This is a genomic window from Cellulomonas algicola (assembly GCF_019024305.1).
In the GTDB taxonomy this organism is placed as follows: Bacteria; Actinomycetota; Actinomycetes; order Actinomycetales; family Cellulomonadaceae; genus Cellulomonas; species Cellulomonas algicola.
The window spans coordinates 225,445-237,748 of sequence record NZ_JAHKSJ010000013.1; the positions used below are offsets into that span (position 1 = coordinate 225,445).

15 protein-coding genes are annotated in these 12,304 nt (G+C 74.7%); 8 read left to right on the top strand and 7 right to left on the bottom strand.

The window, feature by feature from the left end:
• Positions 1–84: 84 nt before the first annotated feature.
• Positions 85–432, top strand: coding sequence for an oxidoreductase (locus tag KOV94_RS11630; RefSeq protein ID WP_218052120.1), 348 nt, complete (start codon positions 85–87; stop codon positions 430–432).
• 33 nt (positions 433–465) lie between these two features.
• On the opposite strand, the gene KOV94_RS11635 is transcribed toward KOV94_RS11630, so the two are convergent.
• Entirely contained in the window at positions 466–1,950 is a 1,485-nt protein-coding gene (locus KOV94_RS11635) for a leucyl aminopeptidase (protein ID WP_218052121.1), read from the bottom strand.
• A 96-nt stretch (positions 1,951–2,046) separates the two neighbouring features.
• Here KOV94_RS11635 and KOV94_RS11640 point away from each other — a divergent pair, with 96 nt between their 5' ends.
• The 4 genes from KOV94_RS11640 to KOV94_RS11655 are packed head-to-tail and all read left to right on the top strand — an operon-like array spanning position 2,047 to position 4,148.
• Positions 2,047–2,406 (top strand): hypothetical protein, encoded by a 360-nt coding sequence (locus tag KOV94_RS11640; protein WP_124342474.1) that lies wholly within the window; start codon positions 2,047–2,049, stop codon positions 2,404–2,406.
• Complete coding sequence (locus tag KOV94_RS11645) at positions 2,403–2,870, top strand: hypothetical protein (protein WP_218052122.1); 468 nt, start codon at positions 2,403–2,405, stop codon at positions 2,868–2,870. Before KOV94_RS11640 ends, KOV94_RS11645 begins: the two co-directional genes overlap by 4 nt.
• Before the next feature lie 4 nt (positions 2,871–2,874).
• On the top strand, positions 2,875–3,936 hold the full coding sequence (locus tag KOV94_RS11650) for a quinone-dependent dihydroorotate dehydrogenase (protein WP_218052123.1): 1,062 nt from the start codon (positions 2,875–2,877) through the stop codon (positions 3,934–3,936).
• On the top strand, positions 3,936–4,148 hold the full coding sequence (locus KOV94_RS11655) for a hypothetical protein (protein ID WP_124342477.1): 213 nt from the start codon (positions 3,936–3,938) through the stop codon (positions 4,146–4,148). Before KOV94_RS11650 ends, KOV94_RS11655 begins: the two co-directional genes overlap by 1 nt.
• Positions 4,149–4,154: 6 nt before the next feature.
• On the opposite strand, the gene yczR is transcribed toward KOV94_RS11655, so the two are convergent.
• Positions 4,155–5,612, bottom strand: a complete 1,458-nt coding sequence (gene yczR / locus KOV94_RS11660) for a MocR-like transcription factor YczR (protein ID WP_218052124.1) — start codon at positions 5,610–5,612, stop codon at positions 4,155–4,157.
• Between the two features lie 61 nt (positions 5,613–5,673).
• Between yczR and KOV94_RS11665 the strand changes: the two genes are divergently transcribed.
• Positions 5,674–5,865, top strand: coding sequence for a hypothetical protein (locus KOV94_RS11665; RefSeq protein ID WP_218052168.1), 192 nt, complete (start codon positions 5,674–5,676; stop codon positions 5,863–5,865).
• Positions 5,862–6,521, top strand: a complete 660-nt coding sequence (gene yczE / locus KOV94_RS11670) for a membrane protein YczE (protein ID WP_218052125.1) — start codon at positions 5,862–5,864, stop codon at positions 6,519–6,521. The genes KOV94_RS11665 and yczE overlap by 4 nt, the downstream gene beginning before the upstream one ends.
• 78 nt (positions 6,522–6,599) lie before the next feature.
• On the opposite strand, the gene KOV94_RS11675 is transcribed toward yczE, so the two are convergent.
• Together KOV94_RS11675 and KOV94_RS11680 are read right to left on the bottom strand one after the other, a co-directional pair.
• Entirely contained in the window at positions 6,600–7,610 is a 1,011-nt protein-coding gene (locus KOV94_RS11675) for an aldo/keto reductase family protein (protein WP_124342480.1), read from the bottom strand.
• A 64-nt stretch (positions 7,611–7,674) separates the two neighbouring features.
• Positions 7,675–8,274, bottom strand: a complete 600-nt coding sequence (locus tag KOV94_RS11680; RefSeq protein WP_124342481.1) for a DUF3043 domain-containing protein — start codon at positions 8,272–8,274, stop codon at positions 7,675–7,677.
• A gap of 32 nt (positions 8,275–8,306) precedes the next feature.
• Here KOV94_RS11680 and KOV94_RS11685 point away from each other — a divergent pair, with 32 nt between their 5' ends.
• Positions 8,307–9,710, top strand: a complete 1,404-nt coding sequence (locus tag KOV94_RS11685) for a dipeptidase (protein WP_218052126.1) — start codon at positions 8,307–8,309, stop codon at positions 9,708–9,710.
• A 130-nt stretch (positions 9,711–9,840) separates the two neighbouring features.
• Here KOV94_RS11685 and KOV94_RS11690 read toward each other — a convergent pair whose 3' ends face one another.
• The 3 genes from KOV94_RS11690 to nadA are packed head-to-tail and all read right to left on the bottom strand — an operon-like array spanning position 9,841 to position 12,230.
• Positions 9,841–10,371: an acyl-CoA thioesterase gene (locus KOV94_RS11690; protein ID WP_124342483.1), complete on the bottom strand. Its 531-nt coding sequence runs from the start codon at positions 10,369–10,371 to the stop codon at positions 9,841–9,843.
• Positions 10,372–10,424: 53 nt separating this feature from the next.
• Positions 10,425–11,024, bottom strand: coding sequence for a DJ-1/PfpI family protein (locus KOV94_RS11695; RefSeq protein ID WP_124342484.1), 600 nt, complete (start codon positions 11,022–11,024; stop codon positions 10,425–10,427).
• Between the two features lie 6 nt (positions 11,025–11,030).
• Positions 11,031–12,230, bottom strand: a complete 1,200-nt coding sequence (gene nadA / locus KOV94_RS11700; RefSeq protein ID WP_218052127.1) for a quinolinate synthase NadA — start codon at positions 12,228–12,230, stop codon at positions 11,031–11,033.
• Between the last annotated feature and the right edge of the window lie 74 nt (positions 12,231–12,304).

A 12,304-nucleotide genomic window follows, 5' to 3' on the forward strand; every position in this document is an offset into this window, starting at 1 on the left:
GTGTGATGCTGGGAACAGTCGTCCCATGACTGCCGCTCGGCGCGGTCCCAGCGAACCCCCAGGGTGCCTCGATACGCTCCCCGGATGGCCTGGTTCTCGCGACGCCGCCACCGCTCGCCCGACGCCGTGCCGTCGGACCGCGCCGCGCGCGAGGCGACGCTCGCGCACCTGCGCGAGTTCGTGACGACGCGCGTCGGCGTCGAGGCGTACGTCGAGCCGCCCACGAACGTCACGCAGACGACGATGATGCTGGTCGCGACGGACGGCGAGTGGACGCGTCGGCGCGTCCCGGACCCCACGGTCGGGTGGGACCTGGCCCGCGAGCTGGGCATCCCCGTGTACGACGTGCAGCGCACCGGCTACCCGCAGCGCGTCCGTGACTGGAACGCGCGGCAGCGGATCGAGCGCGAACGGCGCCGCCGCGCCCTCTGACAGGCACGGCGGCGCCGCTCGGCGTCGGACGGGTCAGGCGGTCGCGCGGCCCTCGACGAGCGCGAGCAGCGTCCGCACGCCGACGCCGGTGCCCCCGACGGGCGTGTAGCCGTGCGCGGCCTTCTCGTTGAACGCGGGTCCCGCGATGTCGAGGTGCGCCCACGGCGTCGCGCCGACGAACTCCTGCAGGAAGATCCCGGCGGTCAGCATGCCGCCGAACCGGTCGCCGATGTTCGCGAGGTCGGCGACCTTCGAGCGCAGCCCGGCCTTGAGGTCGGCCGGCAACGGCATGGGCCAGAACTGCTCGCCCGCGGTCTCGGCGGCCGAGACGACCTCGCCGCGCACGTCGTCGGTGCCCATGACGGCGGACACGCGGTGGCCGAGCGCGACCAGCTGGGCGCCCGTGAGCGTCGCGATGTCGAGCACGACGTCGGGCTTCTCCTCGACCGCCGCGACGAGGCCGTCGGCCATGACGAGCCGCCCCTCGGCGTCGGTGTTGAGGACCTCGACGGTCTTGCCGCCGCGGATCGTGATGACGTCCGACGGCCGCTGCGCGGTGCCCGACGGCATGTTCTCGGCGAGGCACAGCCACCCGGTGACCGCGACGGGCAGACCCAGGCGGGCCGCCGCGATCACGGTGTGCAGCACGGCGGCGGCACCGGCCATGTCGGACTTCATGGCCTCCATGCCGGCGGCGGGCTTGATCGAGATGCCGCCCGAGTCGAACGTGATGCCCTTGCCGACGAGCGCGACGGTGGCCTTCGGGCGCGACGGCGCGTACGCGACGCGGACGAGGCGCGGGCCGCGGGCCGAGCCCTGACCGACGCCCACGAGTCCGCCGTACCCGCCCGACGCGAGCGCCTTCTCGTCGAGGACCGACACCTTGAGGCCCTTGGCGCCCGCTTCCTTGACGGCCGCCTTCGCGGCGTCGGCGAACGCCTCGGGGTACAGGTCGTTGGGCGCGGTGTTCACGAGGTCCCGCGTCGCGTGCACCGCGGCGGCGACGACCTCGGCCCGCGCGACCGCGTCCTTCGCGGCCTTCGAGCGTCCGAGCGACGTGACGACCTGCACGTCGGCGACGGGCGCCTTGCTCGCCGCGTCGGACGCGCGGTAGCGGTGGAACGCGTACGCCCCGAGCAGCGCTCCCTCGACGACGGCGGCGAGCCGCTCCTCGTCCTCGGCGGGCAGCGTGAGCGCGACGGACGCGGTCCCGGCCAGCTCGCGCGTCGCGGCACCCGCCGCACGGCGCAGCGCCTCGGGCGTGAGGGCGTCCGCGGACCCGACGCCGACCAGCACGACGACGGGCGCCTTGGTGCCGATGCCCGGCACGCGGCGCACCTCGTCGGTCGCACCCGTGACGCCGAGCGCGACCGCGTCCCGGGTCAGCGACGTCCGCAGGTCCTTCGGCAACCAGGCGGCACCGAGCAGCGACGGCGCACCGTCGTTCTGGGCGACGCCGACGACGACGGCGTCGACGGCGAGACGGGCGGGGTCAGCGGAGGTGAGGGTGACGGTCACGCGCTCGATCGTAGTTCGTCGCCCTCGCGACGTCGGGGGACCGGCGCGCGGCCGGGCGTCGGGCGCGACGCTGCGTCGCCGGTACGGTGGGGCACCGTGATCGTGCCCCTCGCCCTGCTCGTCGTGGCGGTCTGCGTCGTCCTCGCCGGCTGGGCCGGGTGGTTCGTGGCCCGCGACCGCGCGGTGGTCCTGCGCCAGCTCTGGGGCGCGTCCGTCGTCGAGGGTCTCCTCGTCGTGCAGGCCGTCGTCGCGGGCGTCCTCGCCCTCACCGGGACGCCCGACATCGACGCCGCGCTCTTCTGGGGGTACGTCGTGACGCAGGCGATCGTCCTGCCGCTCGCCGCCGCGTGGGCGTTCGCCGAGCGGACGCGGTGGAGCTCGGTCGTCCTGCTCGTCGCCGCGCTCACGGTCGCGTTCCTGGAGTTCCGTCTGCTGCAGATCTGGGGGTCCGTGTGACCGACCGCACCGCCGCCGCCACCGGCCCGCGCCCGGGTGCCGGCCCGCGACCGACCGGCGCCGGCCCGGGCCGCCTCGTCGTCGCGGTCTACGGCGTACTCGCGCTCGCCGCGACCGCCCGCGGCGTCTACCAGGTCGCGACGAAGCTCGACGAGGCGCCCGTCGCGTACCTCCTGTCGCTCGCCGCGGGCCTCGTGTACGTCGTGGCGACGTTCGCGCTCGCGACCGGCCGGCGCACGCTCGCGTGGGTCACCGTGGGCGTCGAGCTCGTGGGTGTCCTGACCGTCGGCGTGCTGGCGCGGGTCGACGTCGGCGACTTCCCCGACGAGACGGTGTGGTCCGGGTTCGGCCAGGGCTACGGGTACGTGCCGCTCGTCCTGCCGCTGCTGGGCCTGTGGTGGCTGTGGCGCACCGGGCGTCCGGTGGACGGCACCGGTGAGGCCGCCCGCCAGCCCCTAGGGTGATGTCGTGTACCGCCTCCTGTTCGACCTCGTGCTGCGCCGGCTCGACCCGGAGCGCGCGCACGAGCTCGCCTTCCGCCTGATCCGCGTCGTCGCCGCCGTCCCGGTCCTGCGCGACGTGGTGCGCGGGGTGCTCGCGCCGCCGTCGACGGGTGCGGTGCGGGTGTGGGGGCGGACCTTCCCCTCGGCGTTCGGTCTCGCCGCAGGCTTCGACAAGAACGCCGTCGGCGTCCCCGGCATGACGATGCTCGGCTTCGGGTTCGTCGAGGTCGGCACGGTCACCGCGCAGGGGCAGCCCGGCAACGAGCGCCCGCGGCTGTGGCGCGTCCTCGACCAGCGTGCCCTGCGCAACCGCATGGGCTTCAACAACGAGGGGTCGGCCGCGGTCGCGGCGCGGCTGCGCCGGCTGCGCGCGACGCCCGCCGGCCGCCGCTACGTCGTCGGCGTCAACATCGGCAAGACGAAGGTGACGCCCGCCGAGCAGGCGCCCGTCGACTACGCGACCAGCGCCGCGCGGCTCGCGCCGTACGCCGACTACCTCGTCGTCAACGTCTCCTCGCCCAACACGCCGGGCCTGCGCGACCTGCAGGCCGTCGAGTCGCTGCGCCCCATCCTCGAGGCGACGCGCGTCGCGGCCGACGAGGCCACCGCGAAGGCCGGCCGCCGGCCCGTCCCGCTGCTCGTGAAGATCGCACCCGACCTGTCCGACCACGACGTCGACGCGGTCGCGGAGCTCGTCGCCGAGCTCGGGCTCGACGGCGTCGTCGCCGTCAACACGACCATCGGCCACGACCTCGGCCCCGGCGGCCTGTCCGGGCCGCCCGTGCTCGCCCGTGGCCTCGACGTCGTCGCGCGGTTGCGCGACCGCCTCGGAGACGAGGTGGTCATCATCGGCGTCGGCGGCGTCACGTCCCCGGCCGACGCGCGCGAGTACCTGGCCGTCGGCGCGACCCTCGTGCAGGGCTACACGGGCCTGATCTACCAGGGACCGGGCTGGGCCGGGTGGATCGGCCGGGCGCTCGCGGCGGACGCGGGCCGGCGCGGCTCGAAGACGGCGACGGCGGCGTGATGGTCGTGCGCCCGCAGTGGGAGTGGCGGTTCGACGGTGCGGACGGCGCGCCGCTCGAGCGGCCCGTGAGCCCGGTCTTCACGACGCAGTTCGACGCCGAGCAGTGGTTGGGCGAGACGTGGCGCGTCCTGTCGTCGCAGGGCGTGCAGGCCGCGCGGCTCGTGCACGAGGGCGTCCAGGCGACGCCGACCCTCTCGATCCCGGCGGCCTGACGACCCTCAGACGACGGCCCGGATCGGTGCGACCGGCTCCCACGTGACCGAGCCCAGGTCGCCCCAGGCGGCCGCGAGCCCCTCGACGCCCCGACGCAGCACGTCGGGCGCCTCCGCGAACGGCACGCGCACGTGGTCCTCGAGGCCGCCGTCCACGCCGAACGCGGGGCCGGGGACCAGCCGGACGCCGTGCCGCAGCGCGGATGCGGCGAGCGCGGACGACACCGGTGCGCCGAGGCCGACCCACAACGACAGCCCGCCCGCCGGGACCGGCACGTCCCAGGTCGGCAGGTGCTCGCGCAGCAGCCCGACGAGCAGGTCCCGACGTTCGCGCAGCACGGCCCGGCGGGCGGCGAGCACGTCGGCGGCGCACGCGAGGAGCTCCGCGACGACGAGCTGCTCGAGCGGCGGCGTGCCGATGTCGACGTGCGCACGTACCGACGCCAGCCGGGACACGAGGTCCGGGTGCGCGCGCACCCAGCCGACACGCAGGCCGCCCCAGAACGACTTCGAGGCCGAGCCGATCGCGACGACCACGTGCGACGCGCTGCCGTCGCCGGGGAAGGACGCGGGCGCGTCGCCGTCGATCGTGAGCTCGGTGAGCACCTCGTCGCCCACGACCGTGGTGCGGTGCCGTCGCGCGATCGCCCGCACGGCCGCGCGCTGGTCGGGGTCGAGGCTGGTGCCGGTCGGGTTGCGGTGGTCGGGGATGAGGTAGACGAGCCGCGGCGCGACCTGGCGGACGGTCGACTCGAGCAGGTCGACGTCGAGGCCGTCGGCGCCGGACGGGACGGGGACGGGCCGGGCACCGGCGGCCCGGACGACGTCGACCGCGTGCGGGTAGGTCGGCTGCTCGACGACGACGCGGTCGCCGGGACCGGCGTGCGCGGCGACGAGCAGGTGGATCGCCTGCTGCGCGCCGGTGGTGACGAGGATCTGGTCGGGCGAGGTCGGCGTGCCGCGCTCGGTGTACCAGCGCGCGACGGCCTCGCGCAGGACGGGCAGGCCGAGCGGCGCGTACCCGCTGCCCGCGAGGTGGCGGGGGAGCGCGTCGAGCGCGGCGAGGTAGGCGCCGTGCAGCGCGGACGGTGCCGAGGGAGCCGCGATGGAGAGGTCCGTGAGCGAGTCGTCGACGCCGCCGAGGACGGGCATCGGCCGGCGTGCGCCCGGACCGGACGGGAGCGTGGTGACGGTGCCGCTGCCGCGCCGGCTCACCAGGTAGGCCTCGTCGCGCAGCAGGCCGTAGGCGGCGGTCGCGGTCGTGCGGGAGACGCCGAGCGCGTCGGCGAGCTCGCGCTCGCCCGGGAGCCGGGTGCTGATCGGGAGCGTGCCGGACAGGATCGCGGCGCGCAGCGCGTCGGCGAGGGCGGTGTAGGCGGGACCGCCCTGCTGCCAGGCGCCGAGCAGGCGTGCGACCCGGGCGCCGGCGACGCGGCGGTCGGTGGGGAGGTCCGAGACCGTCATGGAGCCACTTTCCCACAAGTGGCTATGTTCGACATAGCCACTGTGTCGAGAGGATGAGGCCATGTCGCAGGTGCTCGGCCTCACCCTCGTGTGGGGTCTCGTCGGTCTCGGTCTCCTCGCCGCCTTCGTCGTCGCGCTCGCCCGCCTGGTGCGCGGCGACGGACTCGGGCACCGGCCCCCGCCGCCCTGCCGTCCGGACTGGGCCGCGGGGAGCATGCTCGAGGTCCGGTCGAGCGTGCGGACCGGCCTGTGAGCGGCGTGCTGCGCGACCTCGCGCACCGGCCCGTCCGTCGCCTCGTCCAGCTGTTCGCCGGCGTCGTGCTCTACGCGGTGTCGATCGCGCTCGTCGTGCACGCCGGGCAGGGGAGCATGCCGTGGGACGTCCTCACGCAGGGGATCGCCCACCGCACCGGCCTGTCGTTCGGCACGATCACGCTGCTCACGAGCGTCGCTGTGCTGCTGTGCTGGTGGCCGCTGCGCCAGCGGCCCGGGATCGGGACCGTGGCGAACGTCCTCGTCATCGGCCTGCTCGTCGACCCGGTGCTCGCGCTGCTCGACCGCCTGCCCGACCCGTTGCCGCTCGCGGCGGCGATCGCGATGGCGGTGACCGGCATCGTGCTCAACGGCGTCGCGACGGGTCTCTACGTCGGCGCCCGCCTCGGCCCCGGCCCGCGCGACGGGCTCATGACCGGGCTCGTGGCGCGCACCGGCAGGTCCGTCCGGCTCGTCCGCACCAGCATCGAGGTGGCCGTCGTCTCCGTCGGCTGGGTGCTCGGCGGCACCGTCGGCTGGGCCACGCTCGCCTACGCGCTCGGCGTCGGCCCGCTCGCGCAGGTCTTCCTGCGCCTGTTCACCGTCCCGCTCGACGACCCCGCACCCGAGCCGACCGCGGAGCCGGTCCCCGCCTGACGCGACGGTGCCCCGCCCTGCCCGGAGACCGGGGAGGACGGGGCACCGTGCGTGCCGGCTCGCGTCGGCGCAGCGTCGTCAGCGCGACGCGGGCGACGACTTCGCGGTCTCCGCGGGGTCGGTGACGACCGAGTCGCCCAGGACCTCGTCGATCCGGGCCATCAGCTCGGCGGGGATCTCGACGCCGGAGGCCTTGACGTTCTCCGCGACCTGCTCGGGACGCGACGCACCGATGATCGCGGACGCCACGTTCGGGTTCTGCAGCACCCACGCGATCGCGAGCTGCGCCATCGTCAGGCCGAGCTCGTCGGCGACGGGCCGCAGGTCCTGCACGCGGGCGAGCGTGTCCTCCTGCTCGAGGAAGCGCCCGATCATGCGCGCGCCGCCCTTCTCGTCCGTCGCGCGCGACCCCGCGGGGGCCGGCTGACCCGGCTTGTACTTGCCGGTGAGCACGCCCTGCGCGACGGGCGACCAGACGATCTGCGACAGCCCGAGCTCCTGCGACGCCGGGACGACCTCGCCCTCGATGACGCGCCACAGCGCGGAGTACTGCGGCTGGTTGGACACGAGCCGGAAGCCGAGGTCCTGCGCGAGCGCCTGCCCGGCGCGGATCTGGTCCGCGGTCCACTCGCTCACGCCGATGTAGAGCGCCTTGCCCTGACGGACGACGTGCGCGAACGCCTCCATCGTCTCCTCGAGCGGCGTCGCGTGGTCGTAGCGGTGCGCCTGGTACAGGTCGACGTAGTCGGTCTGCAGCCGCTCGAGCGAGCCGTCGATCGACTCGAGGATGTGCTTGCGCGACAGGCCCGAGTCGTTGGCGCCGCGCGGACCCGTCGGCCAGTAGACCTTGGTGAAGATCTCGAGGCTCTGGCGGCGCTCGCCCTTCAGCGCCTCGCCGAGGACCGACTCCGCGACGGTGTTCGCGTAGACGTCGGCGGTGTCGAACGTCGTGATGCCCGCGTCGAGCGCGGCGCGCACGCAGGCCGTCGCGGTGTCGTTCTCGACCTGCGAGCCGTGCGTGAGCCAGTTGCCGTAGGTGATCTCGGTGATCTTGAGGCCGGATCGGCCCAGGTGGCGGTAGTTGACCATGCGATCAACCCTACGTCCGTCACCGGACCCTGCCGCGCGGGCCGGTCGCGGCCGGGTCGACGCGTCAGGCGGGCTTCTGCCCGTGCTTGACCTGCGGCTTCGGCATGCGCGACGGCCGGATCTGGAACGCGCGCAGGACGCCGTACATCGCGGTGCCGCGGACCACGGCCTTCTCGCCGAACTTGGCGATCAGCCGCTTCTTGAGGCCGCGCCACAGCAGCCACCCGTCGACGATCGCGGCGAGCACGTACACGTACAGCGCGACGATCACGTAGAACGCGAACACGGGCGCCGTCTGCGCGAGCGCGAACTGCGCGACGAGCGCGACGGCCGCGACGGGGAGGAACAGCTCGCCGAGGCTCCACCGGGCGTCCACCCAGTCGCGCACGTAGCGACGGACGGGACCGCGGTCCTTGGCCGGCATGAAGCGCTCGTCGCCGGTCTGCATGGCCTTGTACTCACGGTCGCGCTGCTCGCGCTGCGCCGCCCGGGCGGCCTTCGACGCGGCCTTGCGGTCCTGCGGCACGAGGGGACGCTTGTTGGCGGCCTGCGCCTCCTTGCGCTTGGGCGTGGGGCGTCCCTTGCCGCCGGGGAGGTCGGGGGTCGGAGCCGACTCCACGAGGCCGGGGATCTCGTTCACGGGCTCCTTGCTGCGTCCGAACACACCCTCAGGGTAGTCGAGTACCGTGGCGATCCGTGACCGACCAGCGCGCTCCCGAGACCCCGACCGACCCCACCGCCCGCCTCGACGAGCTGCGCACGCGCACCGCGTCCGCGTTCGCGGGGATCCGCACGGACCTCGAGGCGCTGGTCCGCATCCCGAGCGTCTCGAACGCCGCGTTCGAGCAGGCCCACGTCCGGTCGAGCGCCGACGCGGTCGCCGACCTGCTGCGCGGTGCCGGGCTCGACGAGGTCGACGTCCTCACCGTCACGACCGCCGACGGCCGCATCGGCGCCCCCGCGGTCGTCGCCCGCCGGCCCGCGCCCGCCGGTGCCCCCACGGTGCTGCTCTACGCGCACCACGACGTGCAGCCACCCGGTGACGCCGCCGCGTGGCAGACCGACCCCTTCGAGCCCACCGAGCGCGACGGGCGGCTGTTCGGCCGCGGTGCCGCGGACGACAAGGCGGGCGTCGTCGCGCACGTCGGCGCGCTGCGCGTGCTCGGCGACGAGCTGGGCGTCGGCGTGACGGTGTTCGTCGAGGGCGAGGAGGAGATCGGCTCGCCGACGTTCGCGGACTTCCTGCACGCGCACCGCGACCGGCTCGCGGCCGACGTCATCGTCGTCGCCGACTCGACCAACTGGTCGGTCGGCGTCCCGGGGCTCACGACGTCGCTGCGCGGGCTCGTCGACTGCACGGTCGAGGTCGAGGTGCTCACGCACGCGGTCCACTCGGGCATGTACGGCGGCCCGGTGCTCGACGCCGTGACGCTCCTCGCGCGGCTCGTGGCGACGCTGCACGACGACGCGGGCGACGTCGCGGTCGCGGGCCTCGTGCACGCGCCCGACCCGGCGGTCGAGCTCGACGAGGAGCAGCTGCGCGCCGACGCGGGCGTGCTGGGCGGTGTGCGCCTCGCGGGCACCGGTCCGATCACCGCGCGCCTGTGGACGCGTCCGGCCATCTCCGTCATCGGGTTCGACGCGCCTGCCGTCGCGACCGCGTCGAACACCATCACGCCGCGCGCGGCCGCGAAGCTGTCGATGCGCATCGCGCCCGGGCAGGACCCCGTCGCGGCGATGGCCGCGCTGCGCGCCCACCTCGAGGAGCACGCGCCGTTCGGGGCGCGCGTCACCGTGACGGACGGGGAGAAGGGGCGGCCGTTCCTCGCGCCCGCCGACACGCCCGGCATGCGCGCCGCGCGTCGGGCGTTCGGCGAGGCGTGGGGCACCGAGCCGGTCGACATCGGCGTCGGCGGGTCGATCCCGTTCATCGCGGACCTGCTCGAGGTCTACCCCGACGCGCAGATCCTCGTCACGGGCGTCGAGGACCCGGACAGCCGCGCGCACGGCGCGAACGAGTCGGTGCACCTCGGCGAGCTCGAGAAGGTCGTCCTGGCCGAGGCGCTGCTGCTCGACCACCTGGCCCGCGGCGCGTCCTGACACGCGACGCCCGTCCGGAGACGCCCTGATCGGGGCGTCACCGGACGGACGGCACCGGGACGGGCCTCAGCAGGTCGCGGCGCCGCGGTGCGAGGGCTGCGGGTGGGGGGACGTCGGGACGGGTGCCGCGTCAGGCGCGGTGGGCCACGTCGACCGCGGCCGCCCAGGCGGCGACGTCGTCGGGCAGCTCGGGTGCCTCGACGTGCTCACCCGCGAGGAGCTCGACCACGTCGGGGGCGGGGATCCGCCGGCCGTCGCGCGCGAGGAACCGCCCCGCGACGACGCCCCGCGCGATGTGCTGGTCACCGCGCGCGAACGACTGCTCGAGGTAGCAGACGCGCTCGTCCCAGCCGAGCACGCGCGTCGTGACGGTGAACCGCTGGCCGAGCGTGAGCGACCGCCGGTACTTGACCGTGGACGCGGCGACGACCGGGTACCAGCCGTGCTCGGCGAGCAGCCGGTATCCGCCGAGGTCGGCGATGAAGTTCGCGCGCGCGACGTCCATCATCTGCAGGTAGACGCCGTTGTTGACGTGCCGGTAGAGGTCCAGGTCGCCCGGGTGCACGCGCATCGTCGTCACCGACGGGGAGAACAGCGTCTGCCCCGGGACCGCGGGTCGGGGGCGGAACGTGGCGAAGGCGAGCTGGAGCGTCCGGGTCACGACGCGATGTTACTCATGAGTAGCAAAGCCGGTCGTCGGGTGCCGGACGCCGGTCACACCGGGGGAGCAGGGTCGTACTGGATGCCCCGCCGGACGCCTCGGGCGGCCTCCACCGAGTCGAGCCGCGCCACCAGGTGGAGCGCCATGTCGATGCCCGCCGACACGCCCGCCGACGTCACGACGTCGCCGTCGTCGACGAACCGCGCCTCGGTGTCCGGCAGGACGCTCGGGTCGATCGCCGCGAGCTCGTCGAACGCCGCCCAGTGCGTCGTCGCCGGCCGCCCGGCCAGCAGCCCGGCGGCCGCGAGCACCAGCGCACCGGTGCACACGCTCGTGACCAGCGGGGTCGTCGCCCGGACGCCGCGCAGCCACTCGAGGTGCTCGGAGTCGGCCGCGAGCGGGCGCGTCCCCGCACCGCCCGGGTACACGAGCACGTGCAGCGGGCCGACCTCCTCGGCAGAGGTGTCGGGCACCAGGCCCAGGCCCTTCGCGCAGCGCACGCCCGCACCGTCGGCCGAGAACGTCACGACCTCGGGGTGCAGGGGCGAGTGGGCCGCCCACGACGACAGCACGTCGAACGGCCCCACGACGTCGAGCTCCTCGGCTCCGTCGAAGACGAAGATGCCGATCCGCAGGTGGTGGCCGGTGTTCACGGGAGCTCAGTAGCCCGGCAGCGCCAGCATCTGGTCGAGCGCCACCCGCGCCCAGTGCGCGTCGTCCGCGTCGACCACGATCCGGTTCGGCACGCGGCCCGCGGCGAGCGACTCCATCGCCCACACCAGGTGCGGGAGGTCGATGCGGTTCATCGTCGAGCAGAAGCACACCGTCGAGTCGAGGTAGTGGACCTGCTTGTCCGGGTGCGCGTTCGCCAGGCGGCGGACCAGGTTGAGCTCGGTGCCGACCGCCCACGACGTTGCCGGCTCGGCCGCGTCGAGCGCCTTGATGATGTACTCCGTCGAGCCCACCATGTCCGCCGCGGTGACGACCTCGTGCTTGCACTCGGGGTGCACGAGCACCGTGACGTCCGGGACGGCCGCACGGATGTCCGTGACGTTGCGCGCCGAGAAGCGGCCGTGCACCGAGCAGTGCCCGCGCCACAGGATCATGCGCGCGTCCTTGAGCTGCTGCGCCGTCAGGCCGCCGTTCGGCTTGCGCGGGTCGAACACGACGCAGTCGTCGAGCGACAGGCCGAGCTGCAGCACCGCGGTGTTCCGGCCGAGGTGCTGGTCCGGCATGAACAGCACCTTGCCGGTGCCGTCGAGCCCGCCGACCTTGTCGAACGCCCAGCGCAGCGCGACGTGCGCGTTCGACGACGTGCACACCGTGCCGCCGTGGCGCCCCGTGAACGCCTTGATGGCCGCCGTCGAGTTCATGTACGTGACCGGGACGGTGTCCTCGGCGACACCCGCGTCGACGAGCACGTCCCACGCGTCCTCGACCTGGTCGATCGCCGCCATGTCCGCCATCGAGCAGCCCGCCGCGAGGTCCGGGAGCACGACCTGCTGGCTGTCCGACGTGAGGATGTCCGCGGACTCGGCCATGAAGTGCACGCCGCAGAAGATGACGAACTCCGCGTCGGGGCGGGCCGCGGCCTCGCGCGCGAGCTTGAAGGAGTCGCCCGTCACGTCGGCGAACGCGATGACCTCGTCGCGCTGGTAGTGGTGGCCGAGCACGAACGCGCGGTCACCGAGCGCGGCACGCGCGGCGCGCGCCCGCTCGACGAGGTCCGGGTCGCTCGGCGCCGGCAGGTCCCCGACGCACTCGACCCCGCGCTCCGAGGCGAGGTCGACGCCGCGGCCCAGCAGCAGCAGGGCCGAGGGTGCGGGCTCCGTGAAGGCGGCGGAGGTCGTCAGCGTCACGGGACCGATCCTCGCACACGGGCGTGCGCGCGAGTCCGGGACGTCCGACCGGTCGAACCGCACCCGGGCACCCC